At 71.6% G+C, this 25,184-nt stretch carries 28 protein-coding genes and 1 tRNA gene; 16 read left to right on the plus strand and 13 right to left on the minus strand.

What is annotated here, in order from left to right:
* The 5 genes from VFC33_09835 to VFC33_09855 form a co-directional block, all read left to right on the plus strand.
* Positions 1–591 (plus strand): LLM class flavin-dependent oxidoreductase (locus tag VFC33_09835; GenBank protein ID HZR13541.1); only part of this gene is annotated, 591 nt, incomplete at its 5' end.
* Positions 592–652: 61 nt separating this feature from the next.
* Positions 653–2,251, plus strand: coding sequence for a glycosyltransferase family 39 protein (locus VFC33_09840; protein HZR13542.1), 1,599 nt, complete (start codon positions 653–655; stop codon positions 2,249–2,251).
* 100 nt (positions 2,252–2,351) lie between these two features.
* Positions 2,352–2,837 (plus strand): neocarzinostatin apoprotein domain-containing protein, encoded by a 486-nt coding sequence (locus VFC33_09845; GenBank protein ID HZR13543.1) that lies wholly within the window; start codon positions 2,352–2,354, stop codon positions 2,835–2,837.
* An 11-nt stretch (positions 2,838–2,848) separates the two neighbouring features.
* The gene (locus tag VFC33_09850) at positions 2,849–3,514 is read left to right on the plus strand and encodes an O-methyltransferase (GenBank protein ID HZR13544.1); all 666 of its coding nucleotides are present in this window, start codon (positions 2,849–2,851) and stop codon (positions 3,512–3,514) included.
* A 55-nt stretch (positions 3,515–3,569) separates the two neighbouring features.
* Entirely contained in the window at positions 3,570–4,109 is a 540-nt protein-coding gene (locus VFC33_09855; protein HZR13545.1) for a DUF1360 domain-containing protein, read from the plus strand.
* A 9-nt stretch (positions 4,110–4,118) separates the two neighbouring features.
* Here the strand turns inward: VFC33_09855 and VFC33_09860 are convergent, their stop codons facing one another.
* A complete protein-coding gene (locus tag VFC33_09860; protein ID HZR13546.1) occupies positions 4,119–4,781 on the minus strand; it encodes a class II aldolase/adducin family protein in 663 nt (220 codons plus the stop codon).
* Positions 4,782–4,810: 29 nt separating this feature from the next.
* A complete protein-coding gene (locus VFC33_09865; GenBank protein ID HZR13547.1) occupies positions 4,811–5,794 on the minus strand; it encodes an NAD(P)-dependent oxidoreductase in 984 nt (327 codons plus the stop codon).
* 157 nt (positions 5,795–5,951) lie between these two features.
* Between VFC33_09865 and VFC33_09870 the strand changes: the two genes are divergently transcribed.
* Together VFC33_09870 and VFC33_09875 are read left to right on the plus strand one after the other, a co-directional pair.
* Complete coding sequence (locus tag VFC33_09870) at positions 5,952–6,899, plus strand: enoyl-CoA hydratase-related protein (protein ID HZR13548.1); 948 nt, start codon at positions 5,952–5,954, stop codon at positions 6,897–6,899.
* Positions 6,896–8,422, plus strand: coding sequence for an acetyl-CoA acetyltransferase (locus VFC33_09875; GenBank protein HZR13549.1), 1,527 nt, complete (start codon positions 6,896–6,898; stop codon positions 8,420–8,422). Before VFC33_09870 ends, VFC33_09875 begins: the two co-directional genes overlap by 4 nt.
* A 1-nt stretch (position 8,423) precedes the next feature.
* On the opposite strand, the gene VFC33_09880 is transcribed toward VFC33_09875, so the two are convergent.
* Positions 8,424–9,389 carry a hypothetical protein gene (locus VFC33_09880; protein HZR13550.1) on the minus strand — a complete coding sequence of 322 codons (966 nt, stop codon included), beginning with the start codon at positions 9,387–9,389 and terminating at the stop codon, positions 8,424–8,426.
* 27 nt (positions 9,390–9,416) lie between these two features.
* On the opposite strand from VFC33_09880, the gene VFC33_09885 reads away from it, so the two are divergent.
* Positions 9,417–11,498, plus strand: a complete 2,082-nt coding sequence (locus VFC33_09885) for a hypothetical protein (GenBank protein HZR13551.1) — start codon at positions 9,417–9,419, stop codon at positions 11,496–11,498.
* Here VFC33_09885 and VFC33_09890 read toward each other — a convergent pair.
* The 7 genes from VFC33_09890 to VFC33_09920 all read right to left on the minus strand — a co-directional run bounded on the left by VFC33_09890 (position 11,493) and on the right by VFC33_09920 (position 17,663).
* A complete protein-coding gene (locus VFC33_09890) occupies positions 11,493–12,650 on the minus strand; it encodes an acyl-CoA dehydrogenase family protein (protein ID HZR13552.1) in 1,158 nt (385 codons plus the stop codon). The two genes, VFC33_09885 and VFC33_09890, sit on opposite strands and share 6 nt — an antisense overlap.
* 55 nt (positions 12,651–12,705) lie before the next feature.
* Positions 12,706–13,497, minus strand: coding sequence for a thiamine pyrophosphate-dependent enzyme (locus tag VFC33_09895; protein HZR13553.1), 792 nt, complete (start codon positions 13,495–13,497; stop codon positions 12,706–12,708).
* Positions 13,498–13,504: 7 nt separating this feature from the next.
* Positions 13,505–14,632, minus strand: a complete 1,128-nt coding sequence (locus tag VFC33_09900; GenBank protein HZR13554.1) for a hypothetical protein — start codon at positions 14,630–14,632, stop codon at positions 13,505–13,507.
* Complete coding sequence (locus VFC33_09905) at positions 14,629–14,877, minus strand: 4Fe-4S binding protein (GenBank protein HZR13555.1); 249 nt, start codon at positions 14,875–14,877, stop codon at positions 14,629–14,631. Before VFC33_09905 ends, VFC33_09900 begins: the two co-directional genes overlap by 4 nt.
* Positions 14,874–15,476: a 2-oxoacid:acceptor oxidoreductase family protein gene (locus tag VFC33_09910; GenBank protein HZR13556.1), complete on the minus strand. Its 603-nt coding sequence runs from the start codon at positions 15,474–15,476 to the stop codon at positions 14,874–14,876. Before VFC33_09910 ends, VFC33_09905 begins: the two co-directional genes overlap by 4 nt.
* Positions 15,473–16,138 (minus strand): TetR/AcrR family transcriptional regulator, encoded by a 666-nt coding sequence (locus VFC33_09915; GenBank protein ID HZR13557.1) that lies wholly within the window; start codon positions 16,136–16,138, stop codon positions 15,473–15,475. Before VFC33_09915 ends, VFC33_09910 begins: the two co-directional genes overlap by 4 nt.
* A 64-nt stretch (positions 16,139–16,202) precedes the next feature.
* On the minus strand, positions 16,203–17,663 hold the full coding sequence (locus VFC33_09920) for an AMP-binding protein (protein ID HZR13558.1): 1,461 nt from the start codon (positions 17,661–17,663) through the stop codon (positions 16,203–16,205).
* Between the two features lie 20 nt (positions 17,664–17,683).
* Here VFC33_09920 and VFC33_09925 point away from each other — a divergent pair, with 20 nt between their 5' ends.
* From VFC33_09925 to VFC33_09955, 7 genes are all read left to right on the plus strand, one after another.
* Positions 17,684–19,213, plus strand: coding sequence for an AMP-binding protein (locus VFC33_09925; protein ID HZR13559.1), 1,530 nt, complete (start codon positions 17,684–17,686; stop codon positions 19,211–19,213).
* Between the two features lie 70 nt (positions 19,214–19,283).
* Entirely contained in the window at positions 19,284–20,261 is a 978-nt protein-coding gene (locus VFC33_09930; protein HZR13560.1) for an NAD(P)-binding domain-containing protein, read from the plus strand.
* 40 nt (positions 20,262–20,301) lie between these two features.
* A complete protein-coding gene (locus VFC33_09935) occupies positions 20,302–20,793 on the plus strand; it encodes a Fur family transcriptional regulator (GenBank protein ID HZR13561.1) in 492 nt (163 codons plus the stop codon).
* A gap of 1 nt (position 20,794) precedes the next feature.
* Positions 20,795–21,217: a rubrerythrin family protein gene (locus VFC33_09940; protein ID HZR13562.1), complete on the plus strand. Its 423-nt coding sequence runs from the start codon at positions 20,795–20,797 to the stop codon at positions 21,215–21,217.
* 91 nt (positions 21,218–21,308) lie between these two features.
* Entirely contained in the window at positions 21,309–21,893 is a 585-nt protein-coding gene (locus tag VFC33_09945) for a DUF3501 family protein (GenBank protein ID HZR13563.1), read from the plus strand.
* Positions 21,894–21,896: 3 nt separating this feature from the next.
* Positions 21,897–22,340 carry a dUTP diphosphatase gene (gene dut / locus VFC33_09950; protein ID HZR13564.1) on the plus strand — a complete coding sequence of 148 codons (444 nt, stop codon included), beginning with the start codon at positions 21,897–21,899 and terminating at the stop codon, positions 22,338–22,340.
* Positions 22,341–22,424: 84 nt separating this feature from the next.
* Positions 22,425–23,363, plus strand: coding sequence for a TIGR03621 family F420-dependent LLM class oxidoreductase (locus VFC33_09955; GenBank protein ID HZR13565.1), 939 nt, complete (start codon positions 22,425–22,427; stop codon positions 23,361–23,363).
* Between the two features lie 13 nt (positions 23,364–23,376).
* Here VFC33_09955 and VFC33_09960 read toward each other — a convergent pair whose 3' ends face one another.
* Together VFC33_09960 and VFC33_09965 are read right to left on the minus strand one after the other, a co-directional pair.
* Positions 23,377–23,799: a hypothetical protein gene (locus tag VFC33_09960; protein ID HZR13566.1), complete on the minus strand. Its 423-nt coding sequence runs from the start codon at positions 23,797–23,799 to the stop codon at positions 23,377–23,379.
* A 48-nt stretch (positions 23,800–23,847) separates the two neighbouring features.
* A complete protein-coding gene (locus VFC33_09965) occupies positions 23,848–24,096 on the minus strand; it encodes a hypothetical protein (protein ID HZR13567.1) in 249 nt (82 codons plus the stop codon).
* A 50-nt stretch (positions 24,097–24,146) separates the two neighbouring features.
* Here VFC33_09965 and VFC33_09970 point away from each other — a divergent pair.
* Positions 24,147–24,219: transfer RNA gene (locus tag VFC33_09970), tRNA-Gly, on the plus strand.
* A 91-nt stretch (positions 24,220–24,310) separates the two neighbouring features.
* Here VFC33_09970 and VFC33_09975 read toward each other — a convergent pair.
* Positions 24,311–24,571 carry a hypothetical protein gene (locus VFC33_09975; GenBank protein ID HZR13568.1) on the minus strand — a complete coding sequence of 87 codons (261 nt, stop codon included), beginning with the start codon at positions 24,569–24,571 and terminating at the stop codon, positions 24,311–24,313.
* Positions 24,572–25,184: the final 613 nt, after the last annotated feature.

Genomic DNA, 25,184 nt, shown 5'->3' on the forward strand with positions numbered 1-25,184 from the left:
TACGACTTCCCGTCCGCGGGTGAGCGCCTGCAGGTCCTCGACGAGACGCTGACGGTCGTGAAGCGGATGTGGACCGAGGAGACCGTCACCTTCGACGGCAAGCACCTGCACTTCGACGGCGCGTACTGCGACCCGAAGCCGATCCAGCAGCTTCCGCCCGTCTGGGTCGGTGGCGGGGGCGAGAAGGTGACGCTCGGGATCGCGGCCCGCCATGCGGACGCGACGAACTGGCAGGTCGGGCTGGACGCGTTCGTGCGCAAGTCACAGGTGCTACGGGAGCACTGCGAGCGCACGGGTCGCGACTTCGACGGGATCGTGCGGACGCACGGGCCCGACTGCCGGATCTTCGAGACCGACGCCGACCTGCGCCGGTGGATGGACGAGCCCGACGGCGGCGACCTCTGGGGCAACGACGACCCGGAGGAGTACGTGCGCGACAACCTCGTCGGGACGGTGGAGCAGGTGACCGAGAAGGTGCAGGCGTTCGTGGACGCCGGGTGCCGGGCGTTCGTGCTGTGGTTCCGCGACGCGCCGTCGTCGGCGAGCCTCGAGGCGTTCGCCCGTGAGGTCGCGCCCCAGATCACGGCATGACGCGGTGCGCCGGTCCGGGCGCGGCGGGTCGTATCATCCCCCGGATGTCCCGGGCGGCGCGATGAAGCTCGACCCCGGCGCGCCCGTCACCGTCGCGGAGCGCCCCACGGGTGCGCGCCCGCTCGAGGAGCGGTCGTGGTGGCGGCCGCTCGTCGCCTGGGCGATCGCCGGGATGCTGCTGGTGGCGGTCGTGCTGCGCTTCGTCACCAAGAGCGACCTGTGGCTCGACGAGGCGCTCTCGGTCAACATCTCGCGCCTCCCGCTGAAGGACCTCCACCAGGCGCTCAAGCAGGACGGCGCGCCGCCGCTCTACTACCTCCTGCTGCACGGCTGGATCTCGCTCTTCGGCACGTCGGACCTCGCGGTCCGGTCGTTGTCGGGCATCATCGGCGTCCTCACACTGCCGGTCGCGTGGCTGTGCGGACGCCGCATCGCGCGCGACGACCACCAGCGCAGCTGGCTCCCGTGGGCGGCCGTCCTCGTGGTCGGGTTCTCGCCGTACGCGATCCGGTACTCGACCGAGACGCGCATGTACGGGCTCGAGATCCTGCTCGTCCTGCTCGGGTACCTCGCGCTGCGCGGCGCGCTCGACGGGCCCCGCTGGACGAACCTGGTCGGCCTCGCGCTCGTCACCGGGCTGCTCCTCTACACGCAGTACTGGGCGCTGTACCTCGTCGTCGTCATCGGGGTCGCGCTCGCGTACGCGTCGTGGCGCGGCGACAACCGGCGCCATGCCCGGCTCGCGCTCGGCGCGATCGTCGTCGGTTGCCTCACGTGGGCGCCGTGGATCCCGACGTTCCTGTACCAGACGAGGCACACGGGCACGCCGTGGGGCCGTCCCGTCGCGCCACCGACCGGGATGGCGTTCACGTTCCTCGACTTCGCCGGCTCCAACCGGACCGAGGGCTGGCTCCTCGTCCTGCCGCTGTTGCTGCTCGCCCTGCTCGGCGTCTTCGCGCGAGCCATCGACCCGAACCGCATCGAGGTCGACGTCCGCACGTTGCCCGGTGTGCGCTGGGAAGCGCTGATCGCGTTCGTCACGCTGCTCTTCGGGCTCACCGCGTCGTTCGCGGCCCGGAGCGCCTTCCAACCTCGCTACGCCGCCATCATGTTCGGGCTGTTCGCGCTCGTCGTCGCGTACGGGACGCTCGTGTTCGCGCGCTACACGCTGCGGGTCGCCGCGCTGCTCGTCGTCGTCGCGCTGGGCTTTGCCGGCGGCGTCCGCAACGTCGTCGAGAACCGCACCCAGGCGTTCCAGTCCGCGAACGACATCAAGGCCCGCAGCCACCCGGGCGACGTCGTCGTGTACTGCCCCGACCAGGTCGCTCCCGACGTGTCGCGCCTGCTGCCCGCGAGCCTGCGCCTCGTGCAGGGGACGTTCCCGGGCTTCCGCGCGCCCGAGCGGGTGGACTGGATCGACTACGCGACCCGCAACGAGGCCGCCGACATCAACACGTTCGCCAAGCAGGTGCTCGCGACGGCCGGCACCCACGACATCTGGTACGTCTACTCGCCGGGCTACCGGACGTACGGCACGAAGTGCGAGGACCTGATCACCGCCTTCGCGGCGTCGAGGACGCCCGACCGGCTCGTCGCCCCCGACGACGTCAACTACTTCGAGTACATGGGTCTCGTGCACTTCCCCGCACGCACCCCCTGACCGTCGCGTGCCGGCCGGATGGCTCGGCGCCCACGTCCCGTCCTAGGCTTGCCACGCTCCGGGGTCACGGATGGCGTACGGACACGAGGGCGGGGGACAGATGAGGAACACGTTCACGTCGCGGACGGCGGCCGTCGTCGTCGCCGCGACCACCGTCGTGGCGCTCGGGGCATGCAGCTCCTCGGGCTCGGCGAAGTCGTCACGTCGGACGACGTCGACCAGCGCGGCGACGACGACCACCACGGCGGTCGTCCCCAAGGTGACCGTCGCACCGACCACCGGCCTGCACGACGGCCAGGGCGTCGACGTCACGGCGACGGGGTTCCCTCCGAACACGCAGCTCGCGGTCCAGCAGTGCGCGGACAAGGGCCAGCAGACGACGCCCGGTGACTGCGACCTCGACAAGACCGTCTCGGTGACGTCGGACGTCGCCGGCATCGTCCACACGTCGCTGCGCGTGACCGTCGGACCCTTCGGTACGAACAAGGTCACGTGCGCACCGCCGCAGCGGTGCCTCGTGCTCGTCGAGGTCGTGCCCGGCCGGACCGGGCTCAACGCGTTCGCGCCGATCACGTTCGGGGCCTAGCTTCTCGCCGCATGGCGCCCGACCCGAAGTCGTTCCTGCTGACCGACGACGTCCACCGGTACCTCGTCGAGCACGGCACACCACCCGATCGCGTGCAGGAGTCGCTGATCACCGCGACCCGCGAGCTGGGCGCCTTCGCGGGCATGCAGATCGCGCCCGAGCAGGGTGCGTTCATGACCGTCCTCGCACGGCTCGTCGGCGCGCAGCACGCGATCGAGATCGGCACGTTCACGGGCTACTCCGCGCTGTGCATCGCGCGCGGGCTGGCCGACGGCGGCCACCTGCTGTGCTGCGACGTCAGCGAGGAGTGGACGTCGATCGGCCGGCGGTTCTGGGAGCAGGCGGGAGTCGCAGACCGCATCGACCTCCGCATCGGCCCCGCGCTCGACACCCTCCGCGCGCTGCCCGACGACACGACCTTCGACTTCGCCTTCATCGACGCCGACAAGCGCAACTACGGCGCGTACTACGACGAGGTGCTCGCGCGGCTCGTGCCGAACGGCGTGATCCTCGTCGACAACGTGCTGTGGGGCGGTGGTGTGCTCGACGAGTCGCAACAGGACGACGACGTCCGCGCGATCCGCGCGTTCAACGACCGCGTCGCGGCCGACGACCGCGTCGACACCGTCATGCTTCCTATCGCCGACGGGCTCACGCTTGTCCGCAAGCGCAGCTGACCCGGGCCCGATCTCCGCACGCATGGGCCCGTTCCGGAACGGGTACCGCTCCGCGGTGACCACGCGCACGATCGATCCGCGCGACCTCGCCCACGAGGCGGCGGACACGCTCCACCGCGAGGAGGAGGAGTACGCACACGGCCGCGCGCGCCCGCTCGGCGGCTACGCGGCGCTGCTGACCGTCTACGGGAGCGGCGTCGCTGCCCTCGCGGTCGCGATCCGAAGGACAGGGAGGCTGCCCGAGCGGATCCCGGCCGGCGATCTCGTCCTCATGGCGATCGCGACGCACAAGCTCAGCCGGCTCGTGGCGAAGGACACCGTCACCGCGATCGTCCGCGCGCCGTTCACGCGCTTCGACAAGTCGATCGGCGAGGGCGAGGTGCAGGAGCAGGTGCGCGGCACCGGCGTCCGCCACGCGACGGGTGAGCTGCTGACGTGCCCGTTCTGCATCGGCCAGTGGATCGCGACGGGCTTCGTCGGCGGCTACGCGCTCGCGCCGCGCGCGACGCGCATGATCGCGTCCGTGCTCGCGCTTCTCGCCGGCAGCGATGCGCTCCAGTTCGCGTACTCCGCGCTGCGCGAGTCGGAGCAGTAGAGCGACGAGCTACATCGGGTTCGTGCGCATGAACCCCGTGTAGATGCTCGCGAACTTCGCGTTCAGCTCGCTCGGCAGCTCGTGGATCGTGCCGAGCTGACGCGCGCCCCACACGATCTCCGCCGTCCGCTCGACGAGCGCCGCGATCTTCATCGCGTGGTGGGGGTTCGCACCGACGGTCAGGAGCCCGTGGTTCGCCATCAGCACCGCGCTGCGGTCGCCGACGTGCTTCGCCACCTCCTCGGCCAGCGCCTCGGAGCCTGTCTCCCGGTACTCGGCGACCGGGACGTCACCGCCGACGTACACGACGAACTCCTCGATGACCGCCGGGATCGGCTGGCGGACCGAGGCGAACATCGTCGCGAACTTGGCGTGCGAGTGGATGACCGCGCCGATGTCCGTGTGCAGGCGCAGCGCGGTGCAGTGCAACGCCTTCTCCGACGTCGGCCCCCGGGTGCCGTCGACCACGTTGCCGTCGGGGTCGCACACCACGAGGTCTTCGAGCGCCATGGTCTCGTACGGCAACGACGAGGGCGTGAGCAGGACGTTGCCGTCGGGGAGTCGAGCCGAGAGATTGCCGGACGTACCCTCGACCAGACCCTTGCGGAGCATCTCCTTCGCCGTCGCGAGGAGCATCTCCTTCGTCTGCTGCACGTCGAGCTGGTCCGCCATGTCACGTCCCTCCTGTCGGTACGTCTCGGTCAGGCGCGGTCGAGGACCTCGGGGTTGCAGATGTGGACGGGCCGCTCGCCGTTCAGCAGGCGGACGAGGTCGTCGGCGATCAGGCACGAGTGGTTCGCCTCGGTGTCGTACGTCGCGCCCCCGATGTGGGGCGTGAGCACGACATTGCTCATCGTGCACAGCGGGTGATCCGTCGGTAGGTGCTCGCCCTCGAAATGGTCGAGGCCCGCGCCCCCGAGGTGCCCGGACTGGAGCGCGGCGACGAGCGCGTCCGTGTCGTGCAGCGCGGCGCGTGCCGTGTTGACGTAGATCGCGCCGTCCTTCATGCCCGCGAACTGGTCGGCGCCGATCATGCCGGTCGTCTCGGGCGTGACGACCGCGTGCATCGAGACGACGTCCGACTCCGCGAGGAGGTCGTCGAGCGAGTGCGTGGCCTCCGCGGCGTAGGGGTCGTACGAGATGACGCGCATCCCGAGGCCCTCGAGCCGCCACTTCGTCGCCCGGCCGACCGCGCCGAGGCCGACGATGCCGGCCGTCCGCCCGGACAGCTCCCACGCGCGGAACCGTTGGTAGGGGATGGTGCCGTCGCGGAACACCTGGCCCTCCCGGACGTCGCGGTCGGCGGGCACGACGCCGCGGTTGACCGCGAACAGCAGCGCCACGGTGAGCTCGGCGACGCCGTTGGCGTTGCGCCCGGGCGCACGCAACACGGGGATGCCGCGCTGGGTCGCGGCCGCGATGTCGACGTTGTTGGGATCACCGCGGCACGACCCGACCGCGACGAGCGGCAGGTCGAGGACCGGGCCCTTCACGCTGTCGCTCTCGACGACGAGGATGTCCGCCCCCTCGTCCTTCACGCGCTCCGCGAGCTGCTCCGAGCCGTAGATGCGCAGCGGCTGCTGCTCGATCCACGGGTCGTACACGACCTCGGCGATCTCGCGCAGGGTGTCGAGCCCCTCGCCGCGGAACGGCGCGGTGACCAGGGCCTTGTGGGCGTCCGTCATGGGCGCAGTCTCGCGCGCCGGAGCGTTCCCTGACTAACGTGTCAGGTTTGCGAGCCGGTGCGGCGACCGGAGACGAGCGAAGCGAGCGCAGGGAACTCGCCAGCGAACGAACGACGCGGGCGGTGCACGGTGAACTCCCGTGCCCTGCAGCGAGGGAGTGAGCGAGAAGACATTGCCGATTCACTACGCCAAGGACGACGAGCACATCGTGCTCATCACGATCGACCGGCCCGACGCGCGCAACTCGGCCGACATGGAGCACTTCAAGCAGCTGCGCGAGTCGTGGGAGCGCTTCAACGAGGACGACGACGCCTGGGTCGCGATCATCACCGGCGTCGGGGACGCGTTCTTCACCGGTGCCGACCTCAAGCGGTACATCCCGGAGATCACGAAGTTCCAGAAGCAGATCGCCGAGGAGGGCTTGAAGGAGCTCAACGGCTACCGGATCGACGACGGGACGCGCGCCGTGCTGCGCAACGTCCCGATCTTCAAGCCGATCGTCGCCGCGGTGAACGGGTTCTGCACCGCGGGCGGCATGGAGATGCTCGGCGGCACTGACCTGCGGATCGCCTGCCCGGAGGCGAAGTTCGCGGTGATGGAGCCGAAGCGCGGCCTGTTCGCGGGCGGCGGCACGACGGTGCGCCTCCCTCGCCAGATCCCGTGGCCGCAGGCGATGGAGTTCCTCTTGTGCGCCGACCTGATCCCGGCGCAGCGCGCGTTCGAGATGGGGCTGCTGAACGCGGTCGTCCCGCGCGAGCAGCTGCTCGACGCCGCGTACGAGCTCGCGCGTCGCATGACCGTCAACGCGCCGCTCGCCGTGCAGGCGACGAAGCGCAGCGCGCTCCAGGGCCTGTACTTCGACGAGGACACGACGCGTCTGCTGCGCGAGTCGCTCGCGTCGGTCGCGTCGTCGCTGCGTGAGGCGGGCGACCCGGAGGCTGCGCTGAAGAGCGCGGCCGACGCGCTCGACGGGCTCGTCAAGGAGCTGCGCACGCCGTTCGAGAAGGAGAGCAAGCTGTCGTCGAAGATCTTCCAGACCGAGGACGCGAAGGAAGGTCCCAAGGCGTTCGCGGAGAAGCGTCCGCCCCGCTGGCAGGCGAAGTGAGCGGGACCATCGATCCCCGGACGCCGTGCGTCATCGGGGTCGCGCAGCACACGTGGCATCCCGAGGACGTCGGCGACGAGGGCGCGCCCGAGCCGCTCGTCATGTGGGAGGACGTCGCGCGCGCGGCCGCAGCCGACGCCGGCGCGCGTGCGGACGTCGTCCGCGCGCTCGACAGCGTGCAGATCGTCTACTGCCAGACGTGGCAGTACGACGATCCCGTCGAGCGGCTGGTGGCGCGTCTCGGCATCTCGCCGCCGACGCGGCACTACTCCGGCATCGGCGGCACGACCCCGCAGGTGCTCGTGTCGCAGCAGTGCGAGGCGATCCTGCGCGGCGACGTCGACCTGGCGCTCGTCACAGGTGCCGAGGCGCTCGCGACGCAACGCCGGTACAAGCAGCGCGGTGAGCGGCCGTCGTACAGCTTCAAGCCCGCGGACAAGCGCGGGTTCCCGTGGGAGGCGCCGTTCCACCCGGCCGAGGTCGCGCACGACGTGTTCCAGGCGTGGCTGACGTTCGCCATCTTCGACAACGCGCGACGTGCCCACCTCGGGGTCGGTCTCGACGAGTACCGGCGCGCCCTCGGCGAGCTCCTGTCGCCGATGACCGCGGTCGCGGCGGCGAACCCGCACGCGTGGTTTCGCGTCGAGCGCTCGGCGCAGGAGATCGTCGAGCCGACGGCCGACAACCGCATCGTCGGGTACCCGTACACGAAGTACATGGTGTCGATCATGGACGTCGACATGGCGTCCGCCGTCATCCTCGCGAGCGAGGCGAAGGCCGACGAGCTCGGGGTGCCGCGCGAGCGGCGCGTGTACCCGCGCGGCTGGTGCTACGCGACCGATCCGACGTATGTCGCCGAGCACGACGACCTGTGGCGCTCGCCCGCGATGGCCGCCGCGAGTAGCGAGGCGCTGCGGATCGCGGGCGCCGGCGTGGACGACGTCGCCCACTTCGACCTGTACAGCTGCTTCGGCAGCTCGGTGAACTTCGCGCGCGACGCCCTCGGCCTGCGCGACGGCGACCCGCGGGGTGTGACCGTCACCGGTGGCCTCCCGTACAACGGCGGGGCCGGCAGCGACTACATGACGCACTCCATCGCGCAGATGGTGGACGTGTTGCGCCGCGACCCGGGATCGCTCGGGATGGTGAGCGGCGTCGGCATGCACATGACCAAGCACGTCTACGGCATCTACTCCACCGAGCCCGGGCCGGTCGCTCCGCCCCAGCAGTCGGACGTGCAGGCCAAGCTCGACGCGCGCGGCCACGTCGCGATCGTCGACGCGCACGAGGGCGACGCGACGGTCGCGGCGTACTCGGTCGCACACGGACGGGACGGGTCGCCCGAGTGGGGGGTCGCGGTGTGCGACGTCCCGGGCGGCCGGTGCTACGCGCGGCTCGAGGACGCCGACCTGTTGCGCGGGGCCGAGCGCGAGGAGCTCGTCGGCACGACGGTCACGCTCGAGACCCGGACCGTCCCGCTGATGACGGGCGGCGAGGGGCCGCGCAACGTCGTCAGGGTGTGAGTCAGGTCGTCGTCGCGACGGTCGACGCGCCGGGCGCCTGACGGGTGAACGCGGTGACCCGATCGGGGTCGTCGACGACGGCGACGATCGAGCCACCCGAGCCGGCCGACGTCGCGCGCATGCCGGCGCGGCGCGCGGCATCGACGAGAGCCTCCTGCGCGGGCGCGACGGCGCCGAGCGAACGGCGGATGCGCCACGTCACGTCGACGAGCTCGGCGAGGGACCGCTCGTCCCCAGACTCGATCGCGCTCGCTGTATCGCGCGCCGCCTGCGCGAGCTGGTGCATCGCGGCCTTGACCGGTCGGTCGCCGTCGTCGAAGCGGGCGCGCAAGTTGCCGTGGTACCGGTGCGAGGGACCCGCGCCGTCGGTGTCCCACGCGACGAGCAGCGCGATCGGACGCTCGACCCGTAACGGTGTGATGACCGGTGTCGAGCCTGACGTGTCGACGAGCACGGTGGCGTCGTGGGCCTGCACGGCGCGGTCCTGGAGGCCGGCCGCGATCCCGAGCTCGTCGCGCTCGACCGTCAGCGCGAGCGTCGCGAGCGCGTCGGCGTCCAGCGGGCACCGCCATCGTTGCGCGAGCGCGCGCAGCGTCGCGACGACGAGCGCGCTCGATCCACCGAGGCCGACAGACCGCGGGATGGTGGTGGTCCACGCAACGCGGAATGGCCGGTCGTCGGCGGGCGTGCCGATCGTCCGTGCGAGGCAGGCGATGCTCGCGGTCACCAGTCGCCCCGCGCCTTCGTGGCCGAATCGCTCCACGTCGTGCAGCAGCGTCGCGACGTCCGGCCAGTCGGACAGCTCCGGTCCGGTGATCTCGATGCGGTCGGCGTCTCGCACCTCGACGGTCGCGGCGCGCGCACGGACGGGAACCGCGACGACCGCGCCGCCGTACGCGTCGGACGGGTTGCCCACCAGGCCGGCCCGTCCCGGCGCGGTCGCCACGGTGCGCGTGGGCACGTCCATCGCCCCAGCTTGCTTGAATGACCGGCCGTGACGGTGCACGAGGCGGCGGACGGGCTCCGCGCGACGGTCGATCGCGACGGCACCGTGCGCATCGGCTGGGGCGAGGACCACGACTGGTTCGGTCCCGCGACGCCGCCTGCGCTGGACGGCATCCGATGCGACGTCACCGCGGACCCCGACCGGGCTGTCGTGGTGTTCACGATCGAGGCGACACGCGACCTCGCGGGGATCGCGACCGGGACGTTCGCGGATGCGTCGGTGCCGTGGCCGTGGTTCCGCCCGCGTGACCGCGCGCCCGGCGGGCAACCGGAGGGGACGCGCGCGTTCGGGTTCCAGTACAGCGAGTTCTGCTTCCCGGCCCACGCCGGCGGCGACCTCGCGGGCTGGAGGCTGCTCCCACACCGGCCCGCCGTCGTGTGGCCGCTGTGGCTGCGCGGACCTGACGGGCGGACGCTGCTGCTCGCGCCGCTCGACTACTTCCACGAGCACGTCGTCGGCGTGCAGGCTGCGGGCGACGACGTCGACCGCGGGCTCCGATGCGGCTGGCACGGCGATCTCGACCGTGTCCCGGCCGGGTTCACGACCCACCTCGCGGTCTGGGCCGGTCCCGGGCCGCGCGCGTGTCTGGACGCGTGGGCCGCGGACATCCGCCGACAGAACGCAACCGTGCGCCCCGGCCGGGACGCCGACGCGCTCTCCCGCCGGCCGTCGTACTGGACCGACAACGGCTCCGCGTACTGGTACCGCACGGACCGTGGCCGCACCATCGCGCAGACGTTGGCGGCCGCGGTCGACGACCTGCGCGCGCGGGACGTGCCGTTCGACGCGGTGCAGCTCGACTCGTGGTGGTACCCCCACGAGGTGCTGCGTCCGTTCGACACTGAGGAGTGGGAGGTCCCGCCGAGCGGGCTCGTGCGCTGGGAGGCGCGCGACGACGTGCTCCCCGACGGCGTGACCGGGCTCCGCCACGCGCTCGGCGACCCGCCGCTCGTGACGCACTGCCGGCACCTGTCCGCGTCGTCGCCGTACGTCGACGAGCTCCCCTGCTGGGTCGACGGCGACCGCGCGCACCCGAAGGGTCCCCAGCTCTACGAGCGCTGGCTCGACCAGTGCGTCGCGTGGGGCGTCGAGACGTTCGAGCACGACTGGCTCGTCGAGGCGTACCTGGGCGTGCGCGGGCTCCGGGAGGTGCCCGGCCGCGCGCGTGCCTGGCAGGAGGGCATCGACGCCGCCGCGGGAGAGCGCGGCATGACGTTGCAGTGGTGCATGGCGAGCCCCGCGGACTTCTGCCAGACCGCGACTTTGCGGAACGTCACGTCGATCCGCACGTCGGGCGATCACGGCTACATCGCGTGGCCGGGAATGCTGTGGGCCTGGTTCCTGTGGGTCAACGCGTTCGCACGCGCGCTCGGTCTGCGCCCGTACAAGGACGTGTTCCACGCCGACACGTCGGACGCGGGCGCGCATTCCGAGGTGGAGGCGTTGCTCTCGGCGCTGTCGACCGGACCGGTCGGGTTCGGCGACGCGATCGGGCGCGCCGATCCCGGCCTCGTGCGTCGGACGTGCCGCGCCGACGGTGTGCTCGTGAAGCCCGACGTCCCCGTCGCGGCGCTCGACCGTTCGTTCACGCGCGGGGTGCTGTCGGGACGGCGGCTGTTGGTCGGCGAGACGTCGACGCGTCACGGCGACGAGACGTGGCGGTACGTCGTCGCGTTGAACGCGGGTGCCGCGGGCGAGCCTGTGCGCGAGCGCGTCACGCTCGACGAGCTCGGCGTCGACGGGCCGGCCGTCGTCTGGGACTGGCGCGCGCGTCGGGGTGCGGTCGTGGGCGCGGGCGGCGGTTGGGACGTCGAGCTGGGACCGCACGGCTGGGACTACCGGGTCGTGGCGCCGGTGCTCGCGGGCAGAGTCGCGGTCGTCGGTGACGCCGAGCTCTTCGTGCCCGCGGGCGACCGGCGGATCGCCGACGTGACGGCCGAGGGCGTGGTGACGGTGAGCGGCGCGCCCGGCGAGACCGTCACGGTCACGGGCTGGGACGTCGAGCGCGACACGCCCGTCACTGCGACCCTGACGCTCCCGGACCGCGGCTGGACTCGGATCGAGCTATGAGCGAGGCAGCCCGAGGACGCGCTGGGCGAGGACGTTCTTGTTGACCTGGCTGGTGCCGCCCGCGATCGTCATCGAGCGCGAGTAGACCGCGTCGCGCCCCCACGTGCCCCGGTTCGCGTCGGGACCGAGCACGTCGGCGGCGACCTCCGCGAGATGCTGTCCGGTCTCGCTCCACACGAGCTTGGCGATGCTCGACTCCGGCCCCGTCGCGCGCCCGTGCAGCGCGCCGGAGATCGCCCGGTCGGCGAGTAGCTTCAGGTACTCGGCCTCGAGGTAGACGCGCGCGAGCTTGCGGCGGATCACCGGGTCGTCGGCGGCCGTGTGCCCGTCGCCCGCCGGCGTCGACTTCGCCAGTGCGAGCAGGTCGGCGACCTTTTCGCGCAACCCGAGATGCAACGCCGCGACGCCACCGCGCTCGTGCGCGAGCGTCGTCATCGCGACCCGCCACCCGTCGTGCAACGGCCCGAGCAGCGCGTCGCGCGGCACGCGCACGTCCGTGAAGAAGATCTCGTTGAACTCGGCGTCACCCGTGATCGTGACGAGCGGACGGACCTCGATGCCGGGCAGCGTCATGTCGACGAGCAGGCACGAGATGCCCTTGTGCTTCGGAGCGGTCGGGACCGTGCGGACGAGCAGCTCGCACCACCCCGCCAGGTTCCCGAGCGTGTTCCACGTCTTTTGCCCGTTCACGACGAAGTGGTCGCCGTCGAGCACCGCGGCCGTCTTCAGCGACGCGAGATCGGACCCGGCGTCGGGCTCGGAGAAGCCCTGACACCACACGTCGTCCCCGCGCAGCATGCGGGGGAGCAGCGTCCGCTTCTGCTCCTCGGTCCCGTGCTCGATGATCGCGGGCGCGATGTTCGACAGCCCGATCGGGTTCATCGTGCCGGGTGCGCCCGCACGGTGCAGCTCCTCGGCGAGGACGACCTGCTCCATGACGCCCGCGCCTCGCCCGCCGTACTCCTCGGGCCACGCGATGGCGGCGAAGCGCGCGTCCGCGAGCTTCCGGTTCCAGTCACGCAGCCGGGCGATCTCGTCGTCGGTCGCGCCGATGACCGACAGGCCGCGGACGTCGTCGGTCAGGTTCGCGTCGAGCCACGCGCGCACCTCGGCCCGGAACGCCTCCGCCTCGGGCGGGTACTCGAAGTTCACCGGCGCCCACCCCTCCTTCTGTGAAGCGTCATGCACACGTGGTGTGTCTGAGGCTTCACAGAACGGTCTTGAGCTCGCCGACGACGTGGACCTCGCCGAGCGTCTCGGTCATGTAGCCCGGACCCTCCGCGGTGGGGACGAACCATCCCGTCGGGCACATCGTGAGCACCTCGACGAACGAGAAGCCGTCACCGCGCAGCTGCGTCTCGAACGCGCGCCGCAGCATCTTCTTCGTGCGCGCGACGGAACCCGCGTTGTTGACCGAGCCGCGCGCGACGTACGCCGCGCCCTGCAACGTCGCGATGAGGTTGCCGATCAGGATCGGATAGCCGTGGTACGCGGCATCCCGCCCGTCGAGCGTGTTCTTCGTGCGTTGCCCGAGCACGCTCGTCGCCGTCATGTGCCCGCCCGTCTCACCGAACACGCCGTTGTTCAGGAGGACGCACGTGACCCGCTCGCCGCGTGCCGCGGTGTGCAGCACCTCCTGGAGGCCCTCGTTCACCATGTCACCGTCGCCCTGCAGCGTGAACACCACGCCGTCGGGCAGCATGCGCTTCACACCCGTCGCGACCGACGGTGCGCGCCCGTGCAGCGCCTGGACGAGGTCGACGTCGACCGTCGCGGAGAAGCTCGTGTAGCAGCCGATGCCCGCGACCATCACCGCGCGCTGCGCGACGCCGAGCTCCTGCAACGTCTCGAGGAGGATGCGCAGCGCGAGGGGCTCGCCGCATCCTGGGCACAGGTGGTGCTCCTGCGTGAGCAGGAGGTCGGGCTTGAAGTCGCCGACCTTGTGCGCGCCGACGGGCTCGGCGGACGTGTCGAGCACGGGACGACCTGCGTCGACCATGGACCACCTACCCCCTGTCGTTGACGGGCAAGGGCGGGAGCACCGCGTCAGCACCGTGGCGGTGCACTGCCAGCACGCGTTCGCGGATGATCTCGGCGTCGAGGAGCGGGCCGACACCGAACCCGGATCCGTCCGTCGAGATGCCGCCGATCCCGACGACCGGCGCACGGCCGAGCACGCCGAGCCGGACGTCGTCGATCATCTGCCCCGCGCACAGCTCGAACGTCGCGACCGCGCGCGCGCCTTCCGCCGTGCGGGCGACGGCCTCGTACGGGAAGGGCCACAGCGTGATCGGGCGGACGTAGCCGACGCGCTCGCCCTCGGCGCGCAACTGGTGGACGACGTACTTCACGAACTTCGCCGGCGTCCCGAACGCGACGACGACCGTCTCGGCGTCGTCGGTGAACGCGGTGTCCACGCGCACCTCCTGCGCGGCGATGCGCTCCTGCTTGGCGACGACGGCACGCAGGTGGCGCTCGATCCCGGGCGCGTCCTGCCCGACCTTGCCGAGCCCGAGCGGCGAGACGCTCCGCGACCGGCCGGTCCCGTTGCGCGACCCGTCGACCGCCCAGTCCTTGTCGGGCAGCGGACCGAGGTCGACGCGCTCGACGGACACCGCCTCCTGCATGTGCGCGGTGAGGTAATCGCCGTACACGAGCACGGGATGCCGCCAGCGGTCGGCGAGGTAGAACGCGAGCTGCGTCAGCTCGGCCGCCTCGGTGATGTCCGACGGGGCGAGGACGATGTGGCGGTAGTCGCCGTGGCCGCCACCCCGCGTCGCCTGGAAGTAGTCCTGCTGGCCGCGCGCCATGTTGAACACGACGAGCGGTAGCTGCGCGAGCGTGATCTCCGAGAACGACTCCTGCATCAGCGAGAGGCCCTGACCGGTGGAGCCCGTCGCCGCGCGCGCGCCGGTCGCGAGCGCGCCCCATGCCATGCCCACCGCCTCGAGCTCGCTCTCGGCGTTGACGCACACCCCGCCGACCTCGGGGAGAAGGCGGGCGAAGTGCTCGAGCACCTCGGTGAAGGGCGTCATCGGGTAGCCGGCGAAGAACCGGCACCCCGCCGCGATGGCCGCCGACGCGATCGCCTCGGAGCCCTCCATCAGGCGGCGCGTCGGCGCGATCGCGCTCACTCCGCGACCTCCGTCAGCAGCGGCGCGTCGAAGCGGTACACCTCGAAGCAGAAGTCCGGGCAGACGTCACGGCACGCATTGCAGCCCGTGCAGCCGGGGTGCAGCTGCGGGTACCGGTAGCCGAGGTGGTTCACCTCGCTCGACATCGACAGCACGCGCGGCGGGCAGGCGGTGATGCACAGCTCACATCCCTTGCACGTATCGACGTCGATGCGGACGGTGCCCCGGCTGCGGACGACGGTCACGCCGACGCCCCGGTGCTCGCCTTGCTCGTCGTCTGCTCCCACGCGGGGAACGACAGCCGGTCGACGTGCTCGAAGCCCGCGCGCAGCGCGTCCTCGTTCGCCGCGACGTGCTGACGACGGTACGGCGGGATCGACTCGCGCATGCCGGTGACGACGGCGTCGAGCGTGACGAGGCCGGTGATGCCGCTGTAGGCGCCGGTCATCACCATCGACGCCCCGAGCGGGTTCCCCAATTGCGCGGCGATGTCGGTCGCGGGGACGCGGACGACGTGGTACGTCGACGTGTCGAGTGGTGCGGTGAACGTCGCGTCGTTGACGAGCACGATGCCGCCGGCGCGCAGCTTGCGTTCGAGCGACGCCCAGAACTCGTCGTGCATGGCCATGGCCGACCACGCGTGCGACACGAGAGGCGGGGACTGGAGTGGCGCGTCGCCGACCACCACGGACGCATCGGTGTTGCCGCCTCGCATCATGCCGCCGTACACGCCGAACAGTGCGACGTAGCGGCCCTCGATCGTCGCCGCGCGCGCCACCACCTGCGCGGCGAGCTGCACACCTTGGCCGCCGATCCCGGTGAGGAGCAGCTCGCGTTCGGTCACGGTCGGTCTCCGTCACCCTCTGCGCCGCCGATGCCGGCGAGCGCGAACCGCACGAGGTGGGCGACGTCACGCGTGTCGGGGTGGGTGCGCGCGACGAGATGCGCGTGCATCGTCCCCATCGCGAGCTGGTACACCGCGTCGGCATCCCGCCTGGGGTCGCCACCCGCGTCACGGATCGCGTCGCGCAACGGCGCGACGACGAGATCCGTCGCGTGCTCGGTCTCGGCGGGGAAGCGGTCGCGCAGGCGCGCCGCGTTGAGCGCGAACGGCCGGGTGCGGGCGGCGGCGTCCGCGTTGCGGGCCTGCTCGAGCACGCCCTCGATCCAGCGCCGGATGCGGGGGATGCCCGGCCCCACGGCCGACATGCGGTGCTCGAGGTAGTCGACGAGCTGGCGCTGCCCGTCCTCGAGGACGGCGAGGAGGAGCGCGTGCTTGCTCTCGAAGTGCCGGTAGAACGCCTGGTTCGACAGGCCCGACCACCGGACGATGTCGCCGACGCGAGGGTCGAGGTCGCCGGTGTCGCGCATCACGGCGAACGCGGCGTCCAGCAGCCGGCGGACCTCGGTCGCGTACACCTCCTGCCGTCGCTCCACGCCCCGGCCCGCGACGCGCCGGGCGACGGGATCCCCCACGGGGGGCGCGTCGGGAACAGCGTTCCGCATATCGGGAATGCTATTCCGCCCGGCGTCGCGAGTCGAGGACGACGGGCGTCGCCGAAGGGTGCGGTCACCCTCGGCTGAGGATGCGCTCGAGGATCAGAGTCCGCTGGACCTGGCCGGTCGCGGGAGTGCGGGGGAGCGCGTCGACGAGCTCGACGCGGCGGGGGTGCTTGAACGGCGCGAGCCGCCCGTCGCAGTGGCGGCGGAGGGCGTCGACGTCGACCGCTGACGCGCTTGCACCGGGCGCGAGCACGACGACGGCGCAGACGATCTCGCCCCACCGCGCGTCGGGCACGCCGACGACCGCGATCTCCGCGATCGCGGGATGGTCCGCCAGCGCGACCTCGACCTCGCCGGGCGCGACGGTCTCGCCACCGGTCCGCAGCACGTCACGCGCGCGCCCGACGATCGAGAGGTAGCCCTCGTCGTCGAGCGCGCCGAGGTCGCCACTGTGGTACCAGCCATCGCGCAGCGCCGCCGCGGTCGCGTCGGCGTTGTCGAAGTACCCGTCCATGAGGAGCTCGCTCCGGATGCACACCTCGCCGTCGTCCGCGAGCCGCACGTCGACGCCGCGCGCCGGCAGGCCGACCGAGCCGGGCTTGCGCAGCACGTCGGCGTGCGGGAGGAGCGTGCCCGGCCCGGCCTCGGTCGAGCCGTAGTAGACGCGGGTGACCGTCTGCGGGAACGCGTCGCGGATCGCGGCGAGCAGCTCGGGCGGCGTCGCAGACGTCCCGGTGTCCGTCTCCGTCAACGTCGACAGGTCGTGGCGCGAGAGGTCGGCGTCGAGCACGCGCGACCAGACCGCGGGGATCAGGTACAGCCGTGTCGCGCGCCGTCGTTCGACCGTCGACAGGAGCGCGTCGGCGTCGGCCGTCGTGACGAGGTGCAACGGCGCCCGCGTCTGCCACGCGTTGAGCGCCATCGACCAGCCGGCCATGTGGAACAGCGGAAACATGCACACCGTCGCGGCGTCGCGGTCGTCGATGGGTGTCGGATAGCTGCGCAGCGCGCTGGCGCGGTGCGAGATCACGACCCCCTTCGACCGGCCGGTGCTGCCGCTCGTGAAGAACACGACGTGCGTGTCGCGCTCGTCGAGCGCGGGCTCGTCGACGTCGTCGGCGCTCGCGCCGTCCGCGGCGCGCGCCAGCTCGTCGTGCGTCACGACGGGGACGTCCCAACCGTCGACCATCTCGCGGTGCGCAGCGTCGACCACCAGCATGCGCGGCCGGGCGTACGCGACGACCTCGGCCGCCTCCGCCGCACCGAGGCGCGCGTTCACGGGCGCGAACGCCGCACCGAGCTTGGCGAGGGCGCCGAAGACGGGCATCACGTCGAGCGACGTGTCGCCCCACCACGCGACCCGGTCCCGGTGCGCGATCCCCATCCCGCGCAGCGCATGGCCCACCCGGTTCGACCGCTCGTCGAGCTCCCCGAACGTGAGCTCGGCGTCGCCGAGCGTCGCCGCCAACCGCCTCGGGACGACGCGGGCGGCGCGCCGGATCACGTCGCCGATGAGCAGACCGGGCATCGCGCGGCATGATGACGGACATGTCAGGTTCGGGCAACCGGTCCGGTGTCCGTGCGTGGGCGCGTGAGACGCCGGACAAGGTCGCGCTCACGCAGGCCGAGACCGGCGAGACGCGTACGTACGCGCAGCTCGACGACCGGTCCCGGCGCTGCGCCCACGCGCTCCACCGCCTCGGCGTGCGGCGCGGGGACCGGGTGTCGATCCTGCTCCCGAACTCGATCGAGTTCTTCGAAGCGCTGCACGGGTGCGGCCGCCTCGGCGCCGTCGTCGTGCCGGTCAACATCCACTTCAAGGCGGACGAGGCCGGCTGGCTCGTCAGCGACTCGAGCTCCACCGCGGTCGTCGTCGCCGACGAGCTGCAGGGTGCGCTCGACGGCGTGCCGCAGGTCCCACGGCTCGTGGTGGGCGAACACGGCGACTACGAGGCCGCGCTGGCCGCGGGGCCCGAGGGCGAGGTCGACGACGACGCGACCATCGGTGACGCGTGGCCGACGACGATGGCGTACACGTCCGGCACGACGGGGCGACCGAAGGGCGTCGCGATCGGCGAAGGCGACTTCCGGCGACGGGCGGACGGCGTTGCCGCGTCCGGTACGGGCTGGGGACTGACACCCGACGACGTGCACCTGCTCGTCGGCCCGTCGTACCACTCCGGTCCGTTGTTCTGGGCGCAGATGCACCTCGCGTTCGGCGGGTCGGTCGTGATCATGCGCAAGTGGGACGCGCCGCGTGCCCTGGAGCTGATCGAGCGGTACGGGATCACCAACGTGCACATGGTCCCGGCGAACTTCACGCGGATCCTCGAGCTCCCCGAGGACGTGCGGGCGCGCGCCGACCTTTCGTCGCTGAAGGTCGTCGTGCACGCGGCCGCGCCGTGCCCCGTCCCGCTGAAGCGCGCGTTCATGGACTTCGTCGGCGCGGACAAGGTGTGGGAGTACTACGGGGCATCCGAGGGCGGCGGCACCGTCATCAGCCCGCAGGAGTGGCTCGCGCACCCGGGCAGCGTGGGCCGGCCGTTCCCGGGCAACGAGTTCGTCATCCTCGACGACGACGGCAACGCGCTCCCGCCGGGTGAGGTCGGCACGGTGTACGCGAAGCCCGCCGCGTCGAGCTTCCGCTACCACAACGACGACGAGAAGACGGCGTCCGCGCACCGGGGTGGGTTCTTCACGGTCGGCGACGCGGGCTACCTCGACGCGGACGGCTACCTGTACCTCACCGACCGCAAGAGCGACATGGTCATCTCGGGTGGCGTCAACATCTACCCGCGCGAGGTCGAGGACGTGCTGTTGCGCAACCCGGACGTCGTCGACTGCGCGGTGCTCGGCGTGCCGGACGACCGCTGGGGCGAGGTGCTGCTCGCGGTCGTGCAGAAGCGTGACGGCGCGGCGCTCGACGAGGACGCCGTCGTCGCGTGGGTGCGCGAGAAGCTCGCCGACTACAAGCGGCCGCGCATCGTCGAGTTCGTCGACGAGGTGCCACGCGACCCGAACGGCAAGGTCCGCAAGCCGAAGCTGCGCGAGGCATGGCTCGCGCGACAGACCTCATGATCGACCCGTTGGTACACGACTCGCGGTCATAGCAACGACTTGTGTACCAACGCGGAAGGGGAGGAGCGACGTGACGACGATCTACCACGAGGACGACGGCGACCTGGGCGCGATCGCGGGGTCGCGTGTCGCGGTCGTCGGGTACGGCAACCAGGGACGGTCGTGGGCGCTCAACCTCCGCGACTCGGGGCTCGACGTGCAGGTGTGCGTGCGGGCCGACGAGACGCGCGAGCAAGCCGCGCGCGAGGGCTTCGAGCCCGGCGAGCTTGCCGACGCGTCCCGTGCCGACGTCATCTGCGTGCTGGTGCCCGACGACGTGATCCCGTCGCTGCCGCTCGCGCCACGCGACGACGCCCTGGTCGTCGTGGCGAGCGGGTACACGCCGGCGTTCGGGCGACTCGATCCCGCGTGCGACGTCGGGATGGTCGCGCCGCGCATGCTCGGCCCCGAGGTGCGCCGCTGCTACGAGGAGGGCGTGGGGTTCATCACCGCGGTCGGCGTGCACCGCGACACGACCGGTCGCGCGCTCACGCGCACGCTCGCGGTCGCGAAGGCGATCGGCGGGCTCCGGCAGGGTGCGATCGAGATGACGCCGAAGCAGGAGGCGCTGCTCGACCTGGCGGTCGAGCAGGCGCTGTCGCCCGCGCTCACGCACGTCAACAACGCGTTCGTCGAGGTGATGCTCGAGCACGGCATCCCAATCGAAGCCGTCGTCACCGAGCTCGTCCTGTCCGGCGAGGTCGAGCGCACCTACCGGTTGCTGCGCGAAGAGGGCTACGCGCGCCAGTCCGAGTACCACTCGCCCACGAGTCAGTACGGGCAGCTCACGCGGCGCGGCCGCTACGACGGCGTCGACATCCTGACGACGATGCGTTCGCTCGTCGAGGACATCGACACCGGCCGCTTCGCCGACGAGTGGGACGCCGAGCGCGACGCCGGGTACCCGGTCCTGCGTGAGCTCAAGGCGCGCTTCGCCGGTCCCGAGGTGCGCGCCTACGAGGACGAGCTGCGACGCCGGCTGGGGCCGACCGCGACGGCCAATCGGTAGCGTTTGCTAGTTGACAACCTTTGTTGATAGCGTGGTCGGCGTGAGGAGCGAGACGGAGCTCACGGCGCGGTTCCGGGAGGACGGCCTGCGGGTCACGCCGCAGCGCCAGTGCCTCTTCCGGCTGCTCGCCGACAACGACCGCCATCCGACCGTCGACGCGCTCTACGAGGCGGCGCGGGCGGAGATGCCGACGATCTCGCTCAAGACCGTGTACCAGACCGTCAACGACCTCGCGGCGATGGGCGAGGTGACGCTGCTCGACGTCGGCACCGGCAGCTTGCGCGTCGACCCCAACGTCGAGACCGCGCACCATCACGTCGTGTGCTCCCGGTGCGGCATGGTGCGGGACATCCCGGCCGACGCTCCGGTGCCCGCGCTGCCCGCCCGCTACCGTCGCCGCTTCTCCGTCGAGTCGGTCGAGGTCGTCTACCGCGGCCTGTGCGGGGAGTGCGCGTCGACGACCGATCATCCGAGGCGTCGAAACGATGATCCAACCGAGCGTCCCAACGAGCGTCCCAACGAGAAGGAGTGACATGGCCAAGCTGAGTGGCAGCAAGACCCACGACAACCTGAAGACCGCGTTCGCGGGCGAGAGCCAGGCGAACCGCCGGTACCTGTACTTCGCGCAGAAGGCCGACGTCGAGGGCTACCCGGATATCGCTGCGCTGTTCCGGTCGGTCGCCGAGGGTGAGACGGGCCACGCGTTCGGCCACTTCGACTTCCTCGCCGAGGTCGGTGACCCGGTCACCGGCGTGAAGGTCGGCGCCACGAGCGACAACCTCAAGTCGGCGATCGAGGGCGAGACGTACGAGTACACCGAGATGTACCCGGGCTTCGCGAAGACGGCTCGTGACGAGGGCTTCGACGAGGTCGCCGAGTGGTTGGAGACGCTCGCGCGCGCCGAGAAGAGCCACGCGGGCCGCTTCACGCAGGGTCTCGAGCAGGTCGGCAAGTAACGACGGGCTCGGTCGCACGCGATCCACGCCGACGGCCCCGGTCTCGCGCCGGGGCCGTCGTGTGTCACGACACGAGCGCGGGAGGCACGTGATGCGGAAGCTCACGATCGACGACATCAAGGACCAGCGCGCGTACGAACGTGAGCGGCCCGAGTTCCGCGCGCGCATCATCGCCATGAAGAAGCGCCGCCGCATCCACCTGGGCGATCTGATGACGATCACGTTCGAGAACACCGACACGATGCGCTTCCAGGTGCAGGAGATGGCGCGCGTCGAGCGGATGATCACCGACGAGCAGATCGAGCACGAGGTCGCGACGTACAACGAGCTCGTTCCCGATCCGGGCGAGCTGTCCGCGACGCTGTTCATCGAGATCGACGACAAGGAACGGCTGTACGAGTGGTTGCCGAAGCTCGTCGGCATCCAGCGCGCCGTGTCGATCTGGTTGCACGACGGGTCCGTCGTACCGGCCGAGCCGCTCGACGAGGACCGCCTGACGCGTGAGGAGACGACCACGACCGTCCATTACCTGAAGTTCCGCTTCGCGCCCGAGCAAGCCGCGGCGCTGAAGGAGCGGGGCGCGCGGATCGTCGTCGACCACCCGCACTACGACGCCGTCGTCGAGCTGACCGACGAGCAGCGCGCCGAGCTCGCCGGCGATCTCGACGCCGACTGACGGATTGCGCGCGTGCACGTCCACATCCAGCGTCTCGATCCGTCGCTCCCGCTGCCGCTCCAGCACCACGACGGCGACGCGGGCTACGACCTCCACGCGCGCGACGGCGTCGTGCTCGGCGCGCGCGGCGGCCGCGCGCTCGTCCCGACGGGCGTCGCCGTCGAGATCCCGCTCGGCTACGCGGGGTTCGTCGTGCCGCGCTCGGGTCTCGCGCTGAGGCACGGCGTCACGTGTCTCAACACGCCCGGTTTGATCGACGCGCCGTATCGCGGCGAGCTCAAGGTGCTCCTCGTGAACACGGATCCGGAGGACGCGTACGAGATCCACCGCGGTGACCGGATCGCGCAGCTCGTCGTCCAGCGCGTCGAGCTCGTGGAGTGGGTCGAGGTGGCGCAGCTCGGCGACAGCGACCGCGACGTCTTCGGCTTCGGGTCGACGGGCCGCTAGCGCGGGCGTCGCCACAATTGTGGTTCGGCGCTGCACAGGCGCGCCGAACCACAAAAGTGACGCGTCGCCTAGCCTGCGCGGCCCATGGGGAGCAGGCACCGGTTCCGGTTCGGCGTCCAGTGCTCGGACGCGACGTCGGCGACGGCGTGGCGCGAGCAGGCCCGCAAGATCGAGGACCTCGGGTACTCGACGCTGTTCATGCCCGACCACTACGCGGACATGGAGCTCGCGCCGATGGTCGGGATGGCAGTCGCCGCAGAGGCGACCACGAGCCTGCGGATCGGCTCGCTCGTGTTCGACAACGACTACAAGCACCCCGCGGTGCTCGCGAAGGAGGCCGCGACGCTCGACGTCCTGTCGGACGGGCGGCTGGAGCTCGGCGTCGGCGCCGGTTGGCAGCGCAGCGACTACGACGCGCTCGGACTTCCGTACGACCCGCCCGGCGTGCGGATCGCGCGTCTCGCGGAGGCGTTGCAGGTGATCCGCGGGGCGTGGGGCGACAAGCCGTTCAGCTTCCGGGGCGAGCACTACACGATCACCGACTACGACGCGCGGCCCAAGCCCGTGCAGTCACCGCCGCCGATCATGCTCGGCGGTGGCGGACGCCGGATGCTCACGCTCGCGGGGCGCGAGGCCGACGTCGTGGGCATCAACCCGAACCTCCGTGCCGGCGAGGTCGGCGCGGACGCCGTGCGCGACTCCGTCGCCGAGATGACCCGCAAGAAGCTCGACTGGATCCGCGACGGCGCCGGTGACCGCTTCGACGAGATCGAGCTCCAGCTGCGCTACTTCTTCGCCGCGATCACCGACGACCGGGTCGGGCTCGCGAACGCGGTCGCGCCGGGGATGGGGCTGTCGCCCGAGGACGCGCTCGACGCGCACGTGGCGCTCGTCGGCACCGTCGACGAGATCGTCGACCAGCTCGTCGAGCGGCGCGAGACGTGGGGCGTCACGTACGTCGTCGTCGGTGCCGACGTCTACGAGCAGTTCGCTCCCGTCGTCGCCCGTCTCGCCGGTACGTGAGGACGCGCTGAACTCACTCGCGCGCGTCGGCGAAGCGCGCGGGGATCCACTCGCGCAAGAGCGCGCGGACCTCGTCTCCCGACTCGCGCAACAGGTGACCCGTCATCGGTAGCAGCGCGACCTCGCCGTGCCCGGCCAGCTCGCGCACGACGAGACTCGTCTCCGGCGGCAGGAGCTCGTCGTGCTCGCCGTGCACGAGGAGCAGGGGAGTGTCACCGAGCTCCTCCGCCGTCTCGCACCCCGCGGACTGCGTCGCGAGCGTCACGACACCGGCGACGAGACCACCGAGCACGATCGCGGTCTGGATCGCGACCGCGCCACCGAACGAGTGACCGACGGCGACGAACCGCCGCGCGCCGTCACCGGCCGCGAGCTGTGCGGCCGCCGCGAGGTCGTGTACGCAGCGACCGAGGTCGCCCGGACGCCGGTAGCCCACGCGGATCGTCGCGATGTCCTCCGCCGTGAACGCGGTGCCGAGGTCGTGCTACAGCCCGTCCGCCGGCCCGAGGAGGCTGCCCATCGCGCCACTGCACGCAAGGACGACGTCCTCGCACGGCCGCGGTCCGTGCCACACCAACGTGAGCAGACCGTGCATCGTGTACAGCTCCACATGGTGCACGTCCGGCGCGACCTCGACGTCCTGCGTCGCGAGCACCTCGAGCAAGTCGAGCGGGGAGCGTGCGGCACGTGCGTCCGGGCCGTTGCCGGTCGCCGCGCCGTCGGGCTCGTCCATGGTGGCCTCCCTCGGGCCGGCCCGGCGTGCTTGCTATCCTGACTCGGCACGCGGACGTGGCTCAGTTGGTAGAGCATCACCTTGCCAAGGTGAGGGTCGCGGGTTCGAGTCCCGTCGTCCGCTCGGAGCGCCGGGAGGTCGTCGTTGCCCCGCGCGACCGTCCGCCGTAGAGGGCCTTCGACGCGGAAACGGGAACCACTCGCTGGACCGCGGTCTACCCGCAGGTCAACACGGCGCGCTTCCTCGCGATCGGGAACGGGATCGAGTACGTCGACCTCGAGGTCCCGTCGCGGCCGCCGGCCCTCGTCGCCCTCGACGCCGCGACCGGGGCCCACCGCTGGTGGACCACACCGCCCTTCGTGACCCCGACGTCGGGCTCGCGGAGGGCGGCGTCGTTCTCGACGGCAGCACGCTGCTGCTCGGCAACGACCTGCCGAACGCGGACGCGCTCGTCGCCGTCGACGCCACCGGCCACGTGTCGTGGACCGCGACGCCGCCCGGGACGATCCAGGACGTCGTCGCGGATCCGGGCAAGGTCGTGTACGCGGCGTCGCAGGTCGCCGAGTCGAACGGGACGCGCGTCGAGTTCCTCACCGGCTACCGCGAGGCGGACAAATCAGTGGCGTCGACGATCGAGCTCCCCGTCTCCGGTCCGATGTCGTTCGCGCGGGACGTCCTCTATCTCGACGACACCGCGCTCCTGCCGTCCACGGGCACGGTGCCGTGGCACGCACCGGGTGAGAGCGTCTTCGCCGTCAGCGGGTCGACCGTCGTCACCGCCAGCTCGACGGGCGATCTCGTCGCGCGCAACGCGCTGACCGGTGTCCGGTCTGGCGCGCGCCCGGGGCCGGACCGACCGCGGCGTCGTCGTCCGGGCAGCGGGTCGTCGTCGCGGGTTCGCTGGTGTTCGTGTCGCATCCGCACGTCATCGGGATCCGCAGCCTCGCCGACGGGTCACACCTGGGCTCGACACCGGCGGTCGGCACGTCGACATGTCGCCGGCCGTCGGGCACCTGTTCGTGACCGGCGCCGCGACGCTGTACTCCTTCGCGCCGACGCAGAGCGGACCGTCGGCCCGTCCGGACGGG

This window comes from Acidimicrobiia bacterium (assembly GCA_035651955.1).
Lineage (GTDB): Bacteria > Actinomycetota > Acidimicrobiia > IMCC26256 > JAMXLJ01 > JAMXLJ01.

Excerpts from the sequence above, each read along its gene's own strand:
- VFC33_09840 (HZR13542.1), top strand. The coding sequence starts at position 653 with ATGAAGCTCGACCCCGGCGCGCCCGTCACCGTCGCGGAGCGCCCCACG.
- VFC33_09845 (HZR13543.1), top strand. The coding sequence starts at position 2,352 with ATGAGGAACACGTTCACGTCGCGGACGGCGGCCGTCGTCGTCGCCGCG.
- VFC33_09850 (HZR13544.1), top strand. The coding sequence starts at position 2,849 with ATGGCGCCCGACCCGAAGTCGTTCCTGCTGACCGACGACGTCCACCGG.
- VFC33_09860 (HZR13546.1), bottom strand. The coding sequence starts at position 4,781 with ATGGCGGACCAGCTCGACGTGCAGCAGACGAAGGAGATGCTCCTCGCG.
- VFC33_09865 (HZR13547.1), bottom strand. The coding sequence starts at position 5,794 with ATGACGGACGCCCACAAGGCCCTGGTCACCGCGCCGTTCCGCGGCGAG.
- VFC33_09880 (HZR13550.1), bottom strand. The coding sequence starts at position 9,389 with ATGGACGTGCCCACGCGCACCGTGGCGACCGCGCCGGGACGGGCCGGC.
- VFC33_09895 (HZR13553.1), bottom strand. The coding sequence starts at position 13,497 with ATGGTCGACGCAGGTCGTCCCGTGCTCGACACGTCCGCCGAGCCCGTC.
- VFC33_09915 (HZR13557.1), bottom strand. The coding sequence starts at position 16,138 with ATGCGGAACGCTGTTCCCGACGCGCCCCCCGTGGGGGATCCCGTCGCC.
- VFC33_09920 (HZR13558.1), bottom strand. The coding sequence starts at position 17,663 with ATGCCCGGTCTGCTCATCGGCGACGTGATCCGGCGCGCCGCCCGCGTC.
- VFC33_09925 (HZR13559.1), top strand. The coding sequence starts at position 17,684 with ATGTCAGGTTCGGGCAACCGGTCCGGTGTCCGTGCGTGGGCGCGTGAG.
- VFC33_09940 (HZR13562.1), top strand. The coding sequence starts at position 20,795 with ATGGCCAAGCTGAGTGGCAGCAAGACCCACGACAACCTGAAGACCGCG.
- VFC33_09945 (HZR13563.1), top strand. The coding sequence starts at position 21,309 with ATGCGGAAGCTCACGATCGACGACATCAAGGACCAGCGCGCGTACGAA.
- VFC33_09955 (HZR13565.1), top strand. The coding sequence starts at position 22,425 with ATGGGGAGCAGGCACCGGTTCCGGTTCGGCGTCCAGTGCTCGGACGCG.
- VFC33_09965 (HZR13567.1), bottom strand. The coding sequence starts at position 24,096 with ATGGACGAGCCCGACGGCGCGGCGACCGGCAACGGCCCGGACGCACGT.